A 17,749-nucleotide genomic window follows, 5' to 3' on the forward strand; every position below is an offset into this window, starting at 1 on the left:
ATGGTGCTGGCGGCCAGGTTCCCCCGACCCTACGTGCGCGCCGCACGCTTGACCAGCGCCGGCATTGTGCCGCGCGACGCCTGCCGGTCAACGGGGGTGCTGCCCTACTCCTTCGGCGGCTTGGCATTCGCGATGAGCCGCTCCAGCCAATCCTTCCCGTACAGATCGATCTTGGCCCACAGGGCGGCCGGCAGGTACATGGCGCGGCGCTCGCGCGCTTCGCCAGTCGGGCCTTTGGGTCGGCCAGGTCCACGCTTTGCTTCGGTCATGCGGCAATTGTAGTGCCACCAAATATTCATGGACGGGCGGATTATTTGCTGCCACAATTAATTAACCGCAACACACTGGAGCCAGAGATGAAGCAAGCCGCAGCCGAGAAGATCGCAGCCAAGCAGAGCAAGACCGAAGGCGCGCAGTTCGTCGTCTGGGTGTTCGACGACGGGCGCTATGTCTACAACCAGGAGCAGTGCCGCCGGTATGCGCCGCTGATCCACATCGAAGCGGCATTCGTGGCCGGCGTTCGCATCGAGACGGCCGCGGCGCTGGCACAGGAAGGGGCATGAGCGGCGCAGCCTTGCTGCCCTGCCCGTTCTGCGGCAGCGCGGACGCCCATTTGGACGAGAGCCGCCAGTATGGCCATGGTGAAGCGTTCGACACCTTCAAGGTGCGGTGCGAGTGTGGCGCTGAAGTCCGCGTTGGCAGCTATGCCGGCGACCGCCCTGAGCAACACAAGGCCGAAGTTGTGCGCCGCTGGAATCGGCGGTCAACTACCTCATGATTTCCGACCTCTACCTTGACGGCCCAGTGCCGCACGCCGATCGCGTGGAGCAGCAGGTGCAGCGCATCGCCTCGCGGTGGCGCGCAGCGCCGAGCATCGCCGTGGTGCCGACTGCCGAGGATCTGCCCGTCGATGCCCCGGACGACGCCCGCGGCCTGTTCATGGATGGGCGGGTGTGGGTGGTGGCCGACCAGCCCGCGCACGCCATCGCCCGCACGGTCGCGCACGAGGCTGTAGCCCACCACGGTCTGCGCGAGCACCTGGGCCCGGCCTGGGCCGAACTCATGTCGGCGATGAACGACGGCGCGCGCGGCAACTGCGAGCACCTGGTCGACCTGCGGCACGAGGTCCGCTACGCCTACGGTGACGACCTTCACCCGGCCGAGTTGGCCGACGAGATGGCCGCCGGCATCGTCGAGCGCGGCGTGAACCTGCGCAATGGGCAGTTCGAGCCCGAGAACCCGCTGCGCAAGCGCGCGACTGCCGCCCTCGCTCACTTCCAGCGGGAATGGCTGTACCGGCACGTCCCGGCCGGCTACGACGAGATCGAGGGCCATCTGCTGGCCGCGCAGCGCTACCTGCAGCGCGGCAGGGCTTCCGCTCTTGGGCGCTGGCTGCACCGCTGGTATCCTCGCGCGATGCACAAGCCCATGGGCGCATCCATCCCACCGCGCGACCTCGCCGAGAGCGCGCGCTGGCTGAAGGCGGAGCGGGACAAGGATTTTTCCTCGGCCGCCGGCTCCCTGGTGCTGGGCGTGCTGATCATGCTGGCCAGCATCTGCAGCTTCGGTTGGTACTTGCTCAGCCGCTTCTTCTGACCGTCAGGCCGCGGCCGGCTCCCTCGCGTCCTTGAGCCAGGCGCGCAGATCCTCAACCGGCACCGCCGTCACCTTCCCTACCTTGAACCCCTTCGGGTAGTGCGACGAGTAGGCGCGCTTGGCCGCCAGCAGATTGGTGTACCCCAGCAGCACCTTGTGCTCATCGAACTTGCCGTCCTTGTCCACCTGGTCCACCACGTAGGCGACGCCGTAGTCCGGCCGCGGCCCGACGTACACGTCCACCTGCTCGCCATCAGCACCCTCGGTGCCGCGGATGTAGCCGTAGTGCGCCGTCATTGGGCGCTCCCACTCGGTGCCGTCGGCCGCCCTGCCCTTGCGCGTTGAGCCGTTCGGGTGCTCGACCGTCACATCCAGGCCGCCGATCTTGATGTGCCCCATCTTGTAGTTGCCGGCCTCGCGCTGGGCTTCGGTCGGCTCCGGGCGGTCGTTGGTCGGACTGGTGGCCGCCTCGTTCGCCGCGGCAGTGACGGGGTCGGCGGGCTCGGCCGGCGCGGCAGCCTCGGTCTCTGCCGGCGCGCCGCCGTCGGCTGCCACCGCGGTGACGGGATCGGCGCTGGCAAGGGCCACGGGCTCCAGCGGCTGTGTGATCTCGACCGGCGCCGGGGCGGCAGACACAGGCCCGCCCTCCATCTGGTCCTGCAGCTGATCGACGACGGCCGGCTCGGTCGGATCCAGCGGCTCCCCGGCTCCGTCGACCACGCGCGCGGCGTCCTCAGGCGCCACGCTGCCCGGCACGACCGCTGGCGCAGCCGGTGCGGCTGCGGTCTCTGGGCCGGGGGCGGCCGGCGCCGGCGCGGCTTCGGCGCCGCCCCAGTCCATTTGCCAAGGGCCTTCCAAGCCGGCTGGCATCTGCAGCGGTTCAGCTGCGGGCGCCTCGGGCGTGGCTGTGGCGCGCAACGTGGAGTTGAGCGCAGCGGCCTCGGTGCCGGCTTTTGCCGTCGTGCGCTCGGCCAGGCCCTTGACCAGCTTCGGATTGGTGACCGCGCGCGCCACGACGTTCGCGCTGACCGGCGCACCGATGGCCGCCGCGATCAAGGCCGGGTTGCCAGAAGCCAGCGCCGCCACCAGGCCGCCGGCCGCCGTCAGCTGCGCCGATGCCGCGGCCGTGCCGCTCGGATTGGCGAACACGCGGCCGCCCTCACGCCGGGACTCGGCGATCTTGGCGATGCCGGCGATCTTCTGCTCCAGCCCGGGCACATCCAGCCGCCCGAACAGCGTCTTGCGCGCGCCCGGCGACAGCTTGGACAGGTTGGTCAGGAAGGTCTCGCTGCTGAAGGCGTCCCCGGCGGCGTCCTGCTGGCTGGCGGTCGCACGGCCCAGGCGCTGCAGCACGGCGGCCGCCACTTCCTTGCGGTTCTGCTTCGGCAGGGCCGAGAACACGCGGGAGACGATGGTGTTGCCTTCGGCGGTGCCGGAAAGCGCGGCGCTGAAGATCTTCTCTGGCGCGTTGCGATCGACGATGCTCTGCAGCTCCTCGAGCCGCGCGATCTGCGTACGCGAGAAGCCATTGGCCCAAGTCCAGCGTTCGGCGGCCTCGGGGCCGGCGGCCTTGGCCACGTCGCCGAGATCCTCGGACAGCGCGCCGTAGAGCGCCGTCCACTTCGAGCGCGGCACATCGCTGACCAGCGTGGCGTCGGAGATCTCCCGGCCGACCAGCGTGCGCAGCTTCTTGATGGCCTCGTACGGCAGCGCGCCGGGCACGGCAGCCTGGGCGAGATCAGACTGCATGGCCGCGTCGATGCCCTGGATGCGCGCGTTCTTGAACCACTTCGACAGCTCGGGCGCGCCAGCGATGTCCGCGTTCAGGTCTGCCAACGCCTGCTGCGTGCGGGCCGTCTGCACCGGCGTCTGCGGCGGCAGGAACTTGTCCAGGGTGTTGTACAGCCGGTTCTGCACCTGTTGCATGCCGGCCTTGAACCCGGCCACGCCCTTCGCGATGGACTCGCCGGCCGTCATGGCGTTCGCGCCCGGCGCCAAGTCGTCGGAGAGCTTCTGCACGGCCTCGGCCAGCTTGTCGGCCTGCCGCTCGCCGGCCTTGGCGATCACGCCGGCGCCGCCCGGCGCACGGCCAAGCAGGGACTCCGCGCCGCGCTGCCAGCGGCCCTCGGTGGCCTGGCCCAGCGTGGGCACGGCGCCAGTGGCGTCCTCGAACGTGCGGATGTTCTCGGCGACGCGCTGCCGGCCAGCCTCGCCCCCGCGCAGCGCGCCGCGCACCGTGGCTTGCCCGACGTACGGGAGCATCGACGGCGCCATGCCGCCGGCAAGCCCCGCGATGGTCTGCGCGACCTCCCCGCCGCCGGCCTCGCGCGTCGCGCTGGACGCAGCGCCGCCGGCCGCGCCGCTCACCGCCTGCAGGCCGGGACCGGCCGCCATGATCTGGCCCACGGCCTGCGTGACCTTCCCGGCCGCGCGCGACAGCACGCCTCCCGCCCCGAAGAAGCCGGCGGCGGACGCCGCGCCCTCGGTGGCGTCGCGCGCGATGCGCTGGAAGCCGTTCTCCGCGTTCGGCACGCCGGCCGCGTCCATGACGTTGTTCACCGCGCTGCGCGCGGTCTGGAAGCGAAAGCCCTTCTCCTTGCCCGTCACCAGCTCGCGCACAGTCGGCGCGCGCTGGTCGTGGTACAGGTCGAGCCCGGCATTCACCACACCCGTCGCGGCGTCGGAGACGATGCCCGGCACGCTGGCCAGCCCGGAGACAAGGCCGCGCGCGCCGACGCCAACGCCCTGCGCGAATCGGCTCAGCGCCGAGGGCTGCTCAGCAGGCGCAGCAGGTGCCTGCTGCCACTCGCGCTCCCACGGGTTTGGCTCCTGGGCGGCCTGCGCCGACGGCACGATGGCGTTGGTCATGGCTTCGATGCCCTGCATCACGGGGGATTTCTGTGCCGGCAGTCTGGCGGCCACCTGGCGGCCGTATTCCAGCGTGGTCGGCGCATTGGGGTTGCGCGGGTCGGCGACGGCCACACCACGGCGCGCCTTCTCCAGGCCGCCGGGGCCGCCGTAGTAGCCGGCCGCGGCCAACGCAGGATCGCCGCCGGCGCGGTCGAACATCTGCCGCACGTAGCGAATGCCGGCGCGCGCGTTCTGGTCGGGGTCGTTGATGTCCCAGCCCTCGTCCGCCACGCTGGCGAAGGTTGCCGGCACGATCTGCATGCCGCCCACTGCGCCGGCGTTGGAGGTCTTAGTGTTGCGCCCGCTGCCGCTCTCCTGCTGGTAGATCGAGCGTGCCAGGTCGGCCAGGCGGCCGGTCGCGCCCTCCGCGGCGAGCGCGTCGTCGAAGCTCCAGGCCTTCGCGGGCGGTGCAGACCAGTCGCGTTCCCACGGCTGCGTCATTGCACCGGCTCCCAGCTGTTGCGGTCCTTCGGGTCACCGCCCTTGAAGCGGTACTGCTTGCCGCCTTCGCCGCGCACCGTCGCGCCGGCCGCCGGGGCCTGCGCACGGCCGGCCGGGCCGCCCTGGCCGACCGCCGCCGGCTGCTTGGCATAGGCGCTGGTGTCCAGCGGCGGATGCCCGTAGTTCGCGCGCACACCGTCGATGTCCAGCTTGCGCAGCTCCACGGCTCGGTTGTTGAGCCGCTGGATCTCCTCCAGCCGTTGCTGCACCAGTGCGGTGTCGTTCAGGTTCTCGAACAGCTCGTTCCAGGCGCGCTGGGCGTCTCCGTCGGTCTGCACGCCCTTGTTGAGCCGCAGCGACTCGTTGCGCAGTCGTTCGAGGTTGGAGCGGAAGCTGGACAGGTTCCGGCTTTCCTCGTTGCTCATGCCAGCGGCGTTCCGGGCCGAGTTGACCAGGTTGCTGATGGGTCCGAACGAAAGCTTGCCCTCGGCGATCTGCTTGTGCATCGCGCCCAGGTCCGCGTTGATGCTGGAGGCGGTGCCGATGGCGTCCAGGCCCTCCTGCTGCATCTTCAGCGCCGACGACGGCAGCGGCTTGGCATCGCCGGTCTTGGCGCGCGCGGCCGCGGCGGCCTCGGACGCCTGGTTGTGGCGCCGCGTCTCGGCGGCGTTGTCGGCGCGCAGCTGGTAGTCGCGATCTGCGTTCGCCTGAGTGCGCGCCACAGTGGCGGCCTGAGTGGCCCGCTGCTGCTGCAGTGCATCCTGGGCCTGGTAGTAGCTCATGCGCGCTTCGGGCGTCACGGCGCGATCCAGCATCCAGGCCGCCTGCGTCACGCCGCGCTCGTCGTTGGAGAAGGCAGGCAGCCCGGGGATCGGCGCGACTGCGCCATCGGCGCCGGCGACGCCGTACTGCACCGTCTTGCCATCGGCGCTCGGGATCAGCGAGACCTTCAATCCCGCCATGGGACCGGCTTCCGACTGCGTTGCGAACTGCGCCAGGCCTGCGTGGCCGCCGCGCATCGCACCGCCCAGATCGCGCCGCCACCGCGCGTCCATCAGCTGCATCCCCTGGAGCTCTGCTGCGTTGGCCTGGGACTGCAGCTGCATGGCCTTCTCCGGCTGGCCGGCGGCCCGGTACGCGGCCGCGACGCGCTGGTTCACGGCCTCCGGCGCGTTCTGCTGCTGGACGGCAGCCTGGGCGGCACCGCGGTCCGCGAACGGCTGCGCGCCGACGCGGTAGGCAACCGGCATGAGGCCGTCGTTCGGCTGGCCGGCGTTCTCCGGCAGGCCCACATCGCGGTTGTCCATGGTCTCCGGCCGGACCATGCCGCCAGCGCCTTCGGTCAGCGCGACGGGTGCGGCCGCGGCGCGCAAGTTGTTGCGCAGCTCGTCGTCCTCACGCTGCAGCTGACGTTGGCGCTCGCGTTGTTCACGCTGGAAGGCCCGGTCCTCTTCACGAGCCTTCTTGACCTCGTCCTCTTGATCCCAGTCCCGGCGCATCTGCGCGCCCTTGACTGCTCCACCCGCCGCGCCCTGCAGAAACGCCAAGATCCCCGACATGACTTCTCCCTTACGCCGCGTAGGCGGCCTGCGGCGCGCCGGCGCCAATCTTGGACGCCAGCACGTCCACCTTCTTGTTCAGCGCCTTGACTGCCGCCATCGTGATGCCGTTGAGCGCCACGATGTCGACCTGCTTGCCGCGAGGCGCGGCGCGCTCGCCCATCGTTCGGTTCACGTCCTGGGCCATGGGACCGACGTGCTCCTGGCCATCGTCACCGGGCACCGCGCCATCCTTGTATTTCCAGGTCGAAACCGGCGTGTCCTCCAGTGCAGCCAGCGCCTGGTCGTCAGTCAACGGCTTGATGTCTTTTTTCTCGTCCTTGTCGGAAAGGAAGAGCATTGCCGCCATTGCCGCCGTCGACCCGAGCGCGGCTGCAGTGGAGTTGCCCGACGCACTGGCCTGCGCCTGCGTGTTGGCGATGTTCCCGTAGGTATTGGCGGCGCCCGCCAAGCCAGACTGAGCGCCCGAGTAGCCGGCCTGCAGCCCCGCCTGGCCGGATGTGGTTGCACCCAGCGCTGCATTCGAGTTGGCGACCGAGCTGTTGCCCTGCTGCAGAGCGAGCGCGGCATTCGTGGCTTGGCCACTTGCGATGCCGCGCCCCAGGTTCGCCGCATCCGCCTTCTTCGCGGCGCCCAGCGTCTCGATCTGGCGCACGGCGGTGTTGGCGGCCCCCGCCTTCGCCTTCGCCGCGCCGAGATCCATGGAACCCTGCATGGCCATGATCTTGCCGCTCGCGGGGTTGACGCCAGCACGCTGCATCTCGCGCATCGTGGCAGCGCGCTGTGCGTCGACCTGCGTTTGCACATCGGCGCCGGCCTTCGCAGCCTCTGCGGCCCGGCGCTCGGGCGTGTCGTAGGACTGCGCCTCAGCAACGATCTGCTGCTCAAGCGGGCGGTAGGTGGTGGTGTAGTCCTTGTAGGCGTCAGCTGCGATCGCCGTCTGCTGCTGGGTAGCGGCCAGTTGAGCGTCTGAGACAGCATTTGCGCGCGCGGCAGCGGCAGCACGATCGGGCGCGGTCTCAGCATAGATTTGCTTCGCCCAGTCCAGCTGCTCCTTGGACAGTTCGGCCTGCATCACTGCGGCGGCGTTCTGTCCTGATTGGTCCGGCGCACCGCCACCCATCGGCAGCGCGCGCCCTGCGCGGCTGTGCCGCTGCTCAAATGATGGGATCACGTCGTTTCTCCTTGTGCCGCGTCGGCGCGTCGGCGAAGTTGTCGCCGCTGTGGCTCTTGATGAACCGCAGTGCGTCGGGTTGATAGCCGGCAAAGCGCGCCAGGCGGTCGGCACCGTTTTCCATCCGAAGGTGGACGACACCCTCGCGCACGCCCAGAGCGAAGGTGCACTCCTCCGCGTAGCGCCACAGGCGCGCGGCCAGCATGCCGCTACGTTGCGCCGGGTCGATGTACATCAGATCGTCGGTCAGGCGCATGGCGCCGGTATCTGCGTTCCGTCCCAGGTTCAGCCACATCGAGCCGACGAGGGCGCCGGCGGCATCGCGGGCCGTGAAGATCACAAGCGCGCCGCTCTGCGCGAGGTCCAAGAGGTGCAACCAGTCGGTGGAATGGACGCGCAGCGGGAACCGCTCGGCCAGGTAGGTCCCGCGCTGCTCCGCCAGGTCTGCCAGGGCATCGCGCAGTCGTTCGCATTGCAGCCGGTACTCGCCGCAGCGGCGCGGCTCGAAGCGCGCGGGATCGACGGAGTGATCGGAGTTCAGGTCGCGCAGGATCTCCTTGGCGACTTCCGTGGTCAGCAGCTGGCCCTTGTGTTTTGCCAGCGCCAGTGCGACGACTTCGCGCATGACAGGCCCTGTTGCGCCCAACATCGGGCCCGGAGAGCGTAGGGTGCGCATGGGGCGGATTCAAGGGGGCTGCAGGGTCAGCCGCGCTTGACGGTGACGGTGGGCACCGCCAGGTACTCGCCCGGCTTGATGCGGTAGACGCGATGGCCAACGACCAGGCGGAAGCCCAATGCGCGACGCTCCCAGTACCACGAGCCGTCCGATCGAACGCCGTAGACGCGGCCATTCGCGTCGGGCTGGAAGCTGGCCTTGTAGGCCTCCTCAGTGCTCGGCCGTCCGAAAGTGCGGCGCAGGCCGTGCGCCCGGTTGCGCCAGCCGATCCAGTAGACCGAGGTCCAGTAGTGGCCCCAGCGCTCAAGCATCCGCGCAACTGTGGGCTCGTACGTGCCACCTGGCAGGCGGTCGTCCATGGTCTGCATCCAGCGTGCCCAGCGCGGCAGGTCGCCACGTCGCGTCGGCGTGGTGCCCCACTGGTCGGGCGTCGGCTCATCGTCCCAGCGCGCGAAGGCCACCGCCAGCATTGGCAGCGGCGGGAACAACAGCACCAGCACGCTGGCGAGCAGCAGCACCAGGCCTTTCAGGACGACCATCATGACGATCCCTCCTCTGCTGGCCAGGCCACGGCGGCTACGCTGGCCTCGGTCGCGTCCTCAGCGTAGATCAGCGCGCGCAGCCCGCGCGCAGTGACATGCAACGCGTTCGCGTACGCCGCCAGAGCAACGGTCATGCCGAGCATCTGCTCGCCGTCAAGGTCGATGACGCTGTTGTCGGAGCACGTCCAGCCGATCGCGAACGGAGCGCCAGCCGCGATCGCCGCCTGAGCGGACTGCACGGCGCCGGTGATCCTTTGGACGCTGCGCGCGTCGCTGTCGATCCACTTGCCCAAGTAGGGGAAGCCGGCCGTCTCCAGACGGTCGCGCTCGGCCTTGACCTCTTTCCACTTCTCGTCTTGGGCTTGCGCGAGCGCGGTCGTCCCCACCAGTGCCCAGGTCCTCGTAGCGGCATCCTTGACGTGCTGGTCGCTCGGTCGGGGGCCGAACTCCACCAACTCTCCGTCCAGGAAGAGCACAGTTCCCGTGTTCACCCGGTGCCCGATCTCGACCACCGTCCCGCCGAAGAACGGCTGTGGCGCTTCGACTCCTTCCGTAAGCTGGAAGACCCGCCCCTCGGCGTCATGTTCGATCCAGAAGCTCATCGCTTGCCCCCCGTGGCGGTCAGAACAGCTCGACCGACGTTCGAAGTCCACGTCGCGGGAAGGCCCGCCCCCGATACGCGCAGGTAGTAGCGCCCGTAGCCAGCAACGGGGCTTGGGTCGAAGGCGACAACCGGTACGCACACAAGTAGCGTGTCCAGCGTGCTGTTCGGCGCAGCAAACCGACCGCTGCCCAACACCGCCCCGTCCCCTTCGCGGACGATGCTGACCACAAGAGGGTCGCTGGAAGAGGCGGCGGCAATGCGGACCTCGGCCGTCCCGTGAAGGACGACGCCACTGCTGCCAGCCGGCATCGTGATGTCGACATAGACCAGCGGGCTGCCCATGAAGTAGTCGCCAAGATCGCGCTGCCCCACCCGCATCGATGTGACCGCGCCACCGGCTACGTTCAGCGTGTCGACCTGGGCGAACGAGGCGGTGAGCAGGCCATTGAAGGTGCCGCCCGCAGCGCTCAGATTGCCCGAGAAGGTGCCGTTCCCGTTGAAGGTGCCTGAGCCGTTGAAGTAGGCGTTGCCGTTTACGATCGAAAAGTTCGGCGCGTAGACGTTGCCCTGGCTGTCCAGCTGGAAGTAGCGGCCGTTGTTGGCATTGCCTACCAGCAGCCCCTCAGGGCCCAGGTAGAAGCCAGTGGAACCCGCGGCAGGCCAGGCATAACCGTAGTACGAGCCGCCCATGACTGAGCCACGCGACCACAGGTTGTTGAAGTAGGCGTTGCCGTTGGAATCGATTAGGAAGCCTGCCCCCTGCCAGGTGTAGTTGGACGAGTAGATCGCACTGCCGTTGATGAGGATGCCGCCGATCGAGCCGGCGCTGGCGTACACCGTGCCGCGCAGTGTGGCGTTCTGGAACTCGGCATTGCCGGCGGCGTTGATGGCCCAGCCCTGTACGCCGGCCACATAGTTCGCGCTGGTGATGTACTGCCCGACCACCATCGAGCCGGCCAGGATCTTCGACACCGACAGGTTGGCGATCTTGGCGTCGTCGACGGCCAGGTTGCCGATCTTGGCGTTCGTGATCGTGCCGTTCTTGACGAACAGGTCGTTGGCGTAGACGCCGGCCGGCACCGCCACACCGTTGATGGTGGTGGGCGTCGTCTGGATCACGAACGGCAGCGCCGGAGGGATCAGAGTCCAGGTCCCGCCGCTGCGGTAGCGGGTCACGGCCGGCGTCAAGCTTGTGTCGAGCCAGACGAAGCCGTCGTATAGGCCTGTCGTCGGCGCCGTAGCCTGGGCCAGCGCCGGCGGCGCGACGAAGAACGTGTTCGCGCGCACGCCGAAGCTGCTGGTCGCGCTCGCCCCAGATCCGTCAGGCGACGAGCCGGCCAGTCCATAGCCCGTGACGTGCCCCGCCACATCGATGCGCACGGTCTGCTGCGCGCCGAGGTAGCCATCGACGGTTGAGCGGGTGCTGGCCTCCGCGGCGACGCGGGCATTGACCGAGCCGACTCCGTTGCCGTCGATCAGGTCAATGCGCTGGCCCAGCGCGGCGTACAGCTCGCTCTCCGTGATCTTGCCCGTGAGCGCGTCCAGCAGCAGCGCTACATCCTGGCCGGTAACCACGCCCAGCCCGTTGGTGCCACCTGCCGGATCGGTGGACTCAACGCCGTCCACCGTGACCCACTTGATCCACAGCCGCCAATGCGTCGCCGGGTCGCTCGGGTAGGCATAGACGATGCCGGTGAACTCGGTCAACAGCACCGCGTTGGCGAAGGTCGGCATCGGCTGACCCGTGACGGCCTTGGCGCCGAACACGCGCGTCTTGGCATGCCCATGGCCCATCAGGTACAGCGGCGCGTCGTGCTCGATGAAGACGTGGCTGATCGCCGCGCTGACCGCGAACCCGGTGGGCGTCGGCGGCGGCGTGAGGTCGGGCACGTAGGGGGCGCTCCCTCCACCTCCCCAGCCACCGCCAGGCAGGCCCGAGCCGCCGCCGGCCAGGTCGCCGATGGTGACGGCCCGCGCGCTAGCCGGGCCTGTCTTGCCCATCAACGCACGCACCTCCTCGGTGACGCGCTGGGCCCAGTTCGATGCCTTCGGCGCAGGCAGATCCTTGCGGTCGCTCACTGGGCAAGCTCCGCCATGGCGTTCGCGACTGCCACGGCCTGCACGGGGTGAACGGACGCGATCGACACCTGCCATTCGGTGGACAGAAAGCCGCCCGGAAGCCGGAACGGCTCGCGGTTGGACACGGTGACGGCGTAGCGCAACGAGGTGGCCGTCGGCGCGGTGAGCCCCGGAAGCCCGCGAGCCAGCATGGCGGTGACGGCATCCGGGTCGACCTGGGTCGCCAGCACCTCGATCTGGACGGGGTACGCATCGGCGACCACGCGGCCGGCGCCGAGGTTGGTGCGCGGCGTGAACCACTGCTTGCCCACGAAGCGAGCCGTCATCAGCGCAGCGCCGGCATCCCACTTGCTGACCGAGCCGTCCGTGTCCAGCACGTACAAGGCGTCTTGCAGCTCGTCGAAGTACAGGGCCTTGTAGCCCTTGTCGAGAAAGTACAGGCCCTGCGGTGCTGCGGGGTCGATCAGGAAGCCGCGGCGAATGCCGTCGGCGTCGTCGTAGAAGCAGATGTAAGCGCCTTCGTAGACGCCGGCCACCATGGTGTGGGGGTTCATGGCCTGCCAGTCGTCGCGCGTCAGCAGGCCCAGGGTCAGGATCTTGGCTCCACCCTCGCCGAAGTAGGCCAGTCCGTCAGGACACACCCACGCGACACCATGGCCGAACGCCACCGTGGCCTTGGGCGCCATGCAGCTCTGGCCGATCTCCAGCGGCTGCTCGTCCAGGGAATCGGGCGACGTGCCGGACACGAGGACCGGCTTTGCGGTGGTCAGCACGAGGAGGCTTTGCCCGAACTTGGCCAAGCTGACGGGCTTGGCGTCGGCCGGCAGTGTCTCGAAGGGGATCGGCCAGGCGTACGGCTTGTAGGCCACGCAGTAGCGCACGGCGTTGCCGCTGATGCCGGCCATCATGCCGTTCCACATGCCTGTGAGCGTGTGCAGGTCCTCAGGCGGCGGCAGCCAGCCGTCCGTTGGCAGCACCTCGCCCAGCGCGCGGCCGTCGTCCTGGGACGTGGTCAGGCCCGCAGCGATCTCGCGCAAGAAGAAGAACTCGGTTTCCCCGGTCTGGCCGGACTGGGTCCGGTAGATGCGCACCCGGTCGATCGTGAACTCGCCCGACGGCGGCACGCCGATGTTGGCAAGGTTCAGCGTCGAGTCGTCGGGCCCGTACCAGGCGCCCGACACTGGCGCCGGCGCGCTCTCCTCGCCCAGCGAGGTCACGTAGGTGTAGGTGTAGTAGCGCGTCTCAGACGTCGTGCTGCTGCCGGCCGTCGCGGTGGAGACCAGCATCTGCGCGGTCGGCTTCGGGACGCCCAGGCGGCGCCAGGCGGAGGGGTACGGCGTGCTGGCCAGGCCGATCGTGTTGTCGGTGTACTTCGGGAAGCCGTCGCCGGTGTAGTAGGTGCGCTCGGTGGTGTCGTCAGCGACCATGCCGCGCACCGCGTGCACCGTGCCGGCCCAAGACAGCCAGTAGTTGGCGTCGCTGGCGACATCGCGGCCCATGCGGTAGATGGTGCTGCGCCCGGCCGGCACCGCGGACACCTGCAGCGGCGCGCGCCAGGGACGCAGATCACCGCGCGCCGGGTTCTGGTTGCGCGACAGTGTGCCGACCGTCTCAGGCAGCAGCTTCGGGTGAAGCGCCCTGTTCTCGCCCTTGAACCCTTGCAACAGCAGGCGCATGGTCAGAAGTAGTTGGGCACGGCGCGCGGCTGGGTTGCCGCCTGGCCGCGCCACAGGTGGATCTTGATGCGGTCGCAGGCGGCCTCGAACTTCTCCTGCTTCAGCTCGTCGGACGTCAAGCGCGCGACGGCGCCCAGGGCGATCTCGTCCGTGTAGAGGTCGAACAGCGCATCCTCGATGCCCGGCGACTGGTTGTCCGGCTTCAGGCTGCAGGTGACGACAAGCTGCAGGCCATCGCCTGGCCCGCGGCTCAAGATCAACTCCTTGCCGTCGGGCGTGTAGATGTGCGTGCCTGGCTTGGTCTTGTCGAGTTCCAGCGGCTCGCAGCCCAGCGTCGCGCTCTCCAGGCGCACGAGCTCGACCATGGGCGGCAGCTCGAGGTCGTAGCAGCGGACGCCGGCCCGGGTGATCACCGCGTCGAGCGTCTCGCGCCACGCCCGCGTGCGCCGGCAGAACTCCTGCGCCGCGCGCCGGATGTGGTGTTCCGCCATGGGCTCGGCCACCGCCGGCACCAGCGGCATCACATCGGGGAAGAAGTGCTTCCAGGGCCTCATGCGCGCCTCGGCTGGGTGGATTGGTCGGCCTGGGTCTTCACGCCCAGGGCTTGCATGAAGGTGGACAGCGCATTGGCAGCGCGCCCGGCGTCGCCTGGTGCATCGCCATCGACGGACCAGGCGCGGTAGCAGATCCAGTCGATCAGCGGTCCCTCGTAGATGTCGTCCAGCGCGATCGCGCTGTCGTCGGCATCGGTGCAGTCATGGGGCAGCGCGGCGTACAGGATGCGCACCGCGGCGCCAGTCTCGGCCGGCGGGTAGACCAGGAAGCTCTTCGGATCGTTGGCGTCGAAGAAGTAGTGCTGGATCACGCGCGAGGGCCGCGCCTCGAACCAGCCCGCGTTCAGGGCAGTCATCTGGTCCCGGCTGATGAGCGTGACCGCCCGCCCGCCAACGTTGCGGATGACGTCCAGCAGCTTGGTGCCGCCGGCCGGCAAGCTCTGCTCCACACCGGCCACCAGCGCGCGATCGGCCTTCACGGCGTTCGCATCGGGCCGCACCGCGACGATCTGGCGCTGCCCGGCGTTGAGCCAGGACAGCTTGTCAGCCAACGACCAGCGGACATGGCCCAGGTCGTTCAGCAGCTTGGCCGCCTCGGCGATGACGTGCGAAGCCAGCACGGCTTACTCGCCCTTCAGGCCCTTGGCCAGCAGAAGGCGCAGCTCGGCAACCGGCGTGCTGTTGCCCGCGGGGAGCTCGATGGGCGGATCCTGCTCGGCGGCCATGGCGCGCACCTGCTTGGCGGTCAGCTTGCCGATGTCCAGGGTTTCGCCGGTCTTGTCGTTGAACAGCACCAGGGGGTCGGCCTGGCCTGCGTCCTCCGGAGCCGACTTGGCCGCCTCGGCCTTCTCCTGCTCGGCGGCGGCGATGCGCGCGGCCTGCTCTTCCTCCTCGCGTCGGATCTGGGCCTCGTCGTCCTCGTCCGTGGTCTGCACGGCAGCCTTGCGGCGGTCGATCTCCGCCTGCACGAGCGCATCGCGGTCGGACGCGGGCATCGCGTTCCACGCTTCGAGGTTCACGTCGGCTGCATCGAATGCCGACTGCAGCACCGCGTCGCCGCTGGCGAAGATGTCGTCTCCGACCTCGATCTCGTCCTGCAGCCAGGCCGGGCGGGCCATGACCAGCGGCGCGGCCGGCGCCGGAGCCTGGGGCGTCGCTTCCCGGTCGTACTCGCGGTAGCCCTCGCTGATGGACAGCAGGCGGTCGATCGACGGCTTGTCCTCCACGGGCGCGACGACATCGCCGCGGTCGTTGAGCTCGAACTTGATGAGGCCGCCGAAGAGCTCGACGACGATGGGTTCCTTGCGGCAGTAAGCGTGAATCAGCATGGTGCCTCTTCCTTCTGAGTGGGGTTCAAACGAAAAGGGGCAGCACCTCTGCCGCCCCTCGCACACACGGCCCTGGGCCTCGCGATCAGTGACGCAGGTGCAGGATTGCGGTGAACGATTTGCCCGCGCTGGCCGCGGTGGCGGCGGCGGTCGTGACCTTCAGGCCCAGCTTCCGGGCGGCCGTGCGGTTGGCTTGCGCTGCGGCAGCATTGCCGGCGCGAACGATGTTCCCGCTGGCAGTGCGGCCGATCGTCAGGCCGGTCTCGTAGACGGTGGCCAAGTCACTCTTGTCGCTGTTCAGCACGCCGATCGAAAACGCCAGGGTCGGCGTGCCGTTGCTATCCAGCTGGGGAGACGGGAAGTCGTAGTCGGTGACCTGAACGCCGGGCGGGATGTCTGCCAGCTCGATGATGTCGCCCACCGCCAGCGCGGCAGCCGGGAGAGTCACATCGACAGGGACAGACGCCACCGTGGCGTCGAAGGGTTGCGGCACGGCCTTCTTGCCGGTCGCAACATCGGATTGGATCAGTGCCATTTCGGGCTCCTTGAGGGTGATGGGTTGCGATGCGCAGACCGGCCCCGCCGCAGCGGGGCCAGGTCATCAGGCATTCGGGTCGGCGCAGTAGGTGTCCATGGCCACCACACCGAAGTCGCGCTGGGTGTTGCCGTCCTTGGACTTGTAGGTGGCCTTCTTCACGCCCATGATTGCGTGCGTGCCGATGGCGACGCTGTTGCCGTGGTCCTTCTCGACCTCGGTCCAGCGGTAGCGCGTGCCGGTCTCGTTGTCGCCGTACGCCACGAGGGCGCCCTGCGAGCCAAGGAACAGCGCACGGGCCACGGGCAGGTTGCCGCCGGCGCCGCCGTCGTTGAAGCGGATCACGTTGCGGTGCTTGTGCAGCACCACGTCGTTGTACAGGCCCATGGCGCCGGTGAAGATCGGGTTGCGGGCGCCTTCAGCGGCCGCCGCGGCCTTCTGGATGTCGAGCCAGCCACCGGTGCCGGCATCCTGCCGCAGGCTGTCGGCCTGGAAGGTGTGCATCAGCGCGATGTAGTGGTCGCCGCCGTCGATGGACACGGGAATCATGGACAACTCTTCGGAGCCATCACCACCCATGGTCTCGGCCTTGGCCACGGCCTTGTCGATCAGGCGCAGCTTCATGGTGTCGCCGGACGTGATCGTGGCGCGGCTCGTCGCGGCGCCGCCGTACATCTGGTGCATGCTGTCGGGGGCCGTCAGCGGGTTGACCGCGAAGAACGGGTTGTTGGCCGACCAGACGAAGCCGCCGCCGGTGCCGCGCGAGCCCGACAGGTAGATGAAGTACAGCTCGTCCATCAGGCGCTTCCACCAGTCGGTGGCCGCGCGCTTGGCATCCTGGCGCAGGTTGCGCAGGGTGCGCTTCTTGGTCATGCGCGAGCCGAGGTCGGCACCGCCGCGCACCTGGTCGATGCGCATGCGGTCGGTGAAGTACTTGAGGGGCGCTTCCTTGCCGTCGAGCGTCTCGTCGCCGATGATCGGCTCCATGTTCAGCGGCATCAGCAGGTCGACCGTGACCTCGTCGCCGGCACCCGATTCCAGGTCGTCGATGCGCTGGATGGGCAGGCGTGCGTCCTTGCCCTCGCCGACGAACTTCTTTGCCCAGTAGCTGGCTTTGTTGATGGCCACCGCCATCAGCGAGGCCCACTTCTTGACCGCTTGCGGGTCTCCAACGCCTACCAGTGTGCGCATGCGCAACTCCTTGCCTATGTGGCATGAGCGCGTCTTGCGCAGTACCCGGGATGCCCCCGGAAGGCCTGATCCGGCTCCCGACGTGAACTACGCGTCTACCAGATCAATGGGGCGAGCGTATATCGCACTTTTGACAATGCAAGGGGGGTGCTACAACAGTCGGCCAAGGCTTTGCGCCCAGGCGATCGGATCCTTCGCATTCTTGAAGCGATTGCACGGCGGACACAGCAACTGCATGTTCGCGTCCTCGTGCAGGCCGCCGCGGGCCAGAGGTTCGATGTGGTCTAGATGGTGGCCAAGCTCCTTGAGCGACCCGCGGCAACCCGCACAGCACTCCCTTTGCAACGCCATCAGCTTGGCAGTGATGCCGCGCGACAGCTTGCCTCCAGCCACAAGTTTTCGGCGATTCTGCTTGTTGAAGCTGATGCGCTCTCGCTCTTCGGGACGCGACTTCGCTGCTTTCGCGCGGGCTGCCACTTTCTCTCGCACGCCAGGCTGATTCAGGTACTTCAGCGCCTTCTGCCTGTGGGGCAGCGGGTTCTCCGCGTACAGGGCTTTGCGACGTTCTCTGCGCCGCTCGCGGTTCTCCGCTTCCCAGCGCGCGCTCATTTCCTTGTAGTGCTGCGCATTCTTCGCGACCGTTCTGGCATGCGAGGCCTTCCCGGCCTCCGATTGACGGTACGCCTTGATCTTCTCAGGGTTGGCTGCGCGGTAAGCCGCCGCCCTTGCGCGGTCCTTCTCCCGGTTCCGCTCGCGGTAACGCGCAGACGCGGCAAGCGCGCGCTGCTTTCGCTCTTCTTCCGTGTATTTGCTGGCCACCAAGATCCCTCTCGATGCTGCATCCAGTGATGAAGGTGTCCGGCAGGCGCTGGATGGACGCCGTT

Annotated in this window: 18 protein-coding genes; 3 read left to right on the forward strand and 15 right to left on the reverse strand. The window is 68.7% G+C overall.

What is annotated here, in order from left to right:
- Window positions 1–104: 104 nt before the first annotated feature.
- On the reverse strand, window positions 105–269 hold the full coding sequence (locus IE209_RS04255; protein ID WP_189685719.1) for a hypothetical protein: 165 nt from the start codon (window positions 267–269) through the stop codon (window positions 105–107).
- An 87-nt stretch (window positions 270–356) separates the two neighbouring features.
- Here IE209_RS04255 and IE209_RS04260 point away from each other — a divergent pair, with 87 nt between their 5' ends.
- Genes IE209_RS04260 through IE209_RS04270 form a run of 3 tightly spaced genes read left to right on the forward strand, consistent with a single transcriptional unit; the run spans window position 357 to window position 1,596 of the window.
- On the forward strand, window positions 357–563 hold the full coding sequence (locus IE209_RS04260) for a hypothetical protein (protein ID WP_189685720.1): 207 nt from the start codon (window positions 357–359) through the stop codon (window positions 561–563).
- Window positions 560–778 carry a Lar family restriction alleviation protein gene (locus tag IE209_RS04265; protein ID WP_189685721.1) on the forward strand — a complete coding sequence of 73 codons (219 nt, stop codon included), beginning with the start codon at window positions 560–562 and terminating at the stop codon, window positions 776–778. Before IE209_RS04260 ends, IE209_RS04265 begins: the two co-directional genes overlap by 4 nt.
- Before the next feature lie 26 nt (window positions 779–804).
- Window positions 805–1,596, forward strand: coding sequence for a hypothetical protein (locus IE209_RS04270; protein WP_189685722.1), 792 nt, complete (start codon window positions 805–807; stop codon window positions 1,594–1,596).
- 3 nt (window positions 1,597–1,599) lie between these two features.
- Here the strand turns inward: IE209_RS04270 and IE209_RS04275 are convergent, their stop codons facing one another.
- From IE209_RS04275 to IE209_RS04340, 14 genes are all read right to left on the reverse strand, one after another.
- Window positions 1,600–4,947 carry a pyrophosphatase-like OB fold-containing protein gene (locus tag IE209_RS04275; RefSeq protein WP_189685723.1) on the reverse strand — a complete coding sequence of 1,116 codons (3,348 nt, stop codon included), beginning with the start codon at window positions 4,945–4,947 and terminating at the stop codon, window positions 1,600–1,602.
- Window positions 4,944–6,506 carry a hypothetical protein gene (locus tag IE209_RS04280; RefSeq protein ID WP_189685724.1) on the reverse strand — a complete coding sequence of 521 codons (1,563 nt, stop codon included), beginning with the start codon at window positions 6,504–6,506 and terminating at the stop codon, window positions 4,944–4,946. Before IE209_RS04280 ends, IE209_RS04275 begins: the two co-directional genes overlap by 4 nt.
- A gap of 10 nt (window positions 6,507–6,516) precedes the next feature.
- Window positions 6,517–7,680 (reverse strand): tail fiber domain-containing protein, encoded by a 1,164-nt coding sequence (locus tag IE209_RS04285; RefSeq protein ID WP_189685725.1) that lies wholly within the window; start codon window positions 7,678–7,680, stop codon window positions 6,517–6,519.
- Entirely contained in the window at window positions 7,664–8,305 is a 642-nt protein-coding gene (locus IE209_RS04290) for a hypothetical protein (RefSeq protein WP_189685726.1), read from the reverse strand. The genes IE209_RS04285 and IE209_RS04290 overlap by 17 nt, the downstream gene beginning before the upstream one ends.
- Before the next feature lie 77 nt (window positions 8,306–8,382).
- On the reverse strand, window positions 8,383–8,898 hold the full coding sequence (locus IE209_RS04295; RefSeq protein ID WP_189685727.1) for a DUF7338 family protein: 516 nt from the start codon (window positions 8,896–8,898) through the stop codon (window positions 8,383–8,385).
- Window positions 8,895–9,500, reverse strand: a complete 606-nt coding sequence (locus tag IE209_RS04300) for a DUF4376 domain-containing protein (RefSeq protein WP_189685728.1) — start codon at window positions 9,498–9,500, stop codon at window positions 8,895–8,897. Before IE209_RS04300 ends, IE209_RS04295 begins: the two co-directional genes overlap by 4 nt.
- Window positions 9,497–11,581, reverse strand: a complete 2,085-nt coding sequence (locus IE209_RS04305; RefSeq protein ID WP_189685729.1) for a phage tail tip fiber protein — start codon at window positions 11,579–11,581, stop codon at window positions 9,497–9,499. The genes IE209_RS04300 and IE209_RS04305 overlap by 4 nt, the downstream gene beginning before the upstream one ends.
- Window positions 11,578–13,257 (reverse strand): hypothetical protein, encoded by a 1,680-nt coding sequence (locus tag IE209_RS04310; RefSeq protein WP_189685730.1) that lies wholly within the window; start codon window positions 13,255–13,257, stop codon window positions 11,578–11,580. Before IE209_RS04310 ends, IE209_RS04305 begins: the two co-directional genes overlap by 4 nt.
- A 2-nt stretch (window positions 13,258–13,259) precedes the next feature.
- Entirely contained in the window at window positions 13,260–13,811 is a 552-nt protein-coding gene (locus tag IE209_RS04315; RefSeq protein WP_189685731.1) for a hypothetical protein, read from the reverse strand.
- A complete protein-coding gene (locus tag IE209_RS04320) occupies window positions 13,808–14,431 on the reverse strand; it encodes a phage adaptor protein (protein WP_189685732.1) in 624 nt (207 codons plus the stop codon). Before IE209_RS04320 ends, IE209_RS04315 begins: the two co-directional genes overlap by 4 nt.
- A 3-nt stretch (window positions 14,432–14,434) precedes the next feature.
- Entirely contained in the window at window positions 14,435–15,139 is a 705-nt protein-coding gene (locus IE209_RS04325) for a hypothetical protein (RefSeq protein ID WP_189685733.1), read from the reverse strand.
- A gap of 85 nt (window positions 15,140–15,224) precedes the next feature.
- Window positions 15,225–15,674 carry a hypothetical protein gene (locus tag IE209_RS04330; RefSeq protein ID WP_189685734.1) on the reverse strand — a complete coding sequence of 150 codons (450 nt, stop codon included), beginning with the start codon at window positions 15,672–15,674 and terminating at the stop codon, window positions 15,225–15,227.
- Between the two features lie 66 nt (window positions 15,675–15,740).
- Window positions 15,741–16,865 carry a N4-gp56 family major capsid protein gene (locus IE209_RS04335; protein ID WP_189685735.1) on the reverse strand — a complete coding sequence of 375 codons (1,125 nt, stop codon included), beginning with the start codon at window positions 16,863–16,865 and terminating at the stop codon, window positions 15,741–15,743.
- 150 nt (window positions 16,866–17,015) lie between these two features.
- Window positions 17,016–17,684: an HNH endonuclease gene (locus IE209_RS04340; RefSeq protein WP_189685736.1), complete on the reverse strand. Its 669-nt coding sequence runs from the start codon at window positions 17,682–17,684 to the stop codon at window positions 17,016–17,018.
- Between the last annotated feature and the right edge of the window lie 65 nt (window positions 17,685–17,749).

This window comes from Pseudorhodoferax aquiterrae, assembly GCF_014652235.1.
GTDB lineage: Bacteria > Pseudomonadota > Gammaproteobacteria > Burkholderiales > Burkholderiaceae_C > Pseudorhodoferax > Pseudorhodoferax aquiterrae.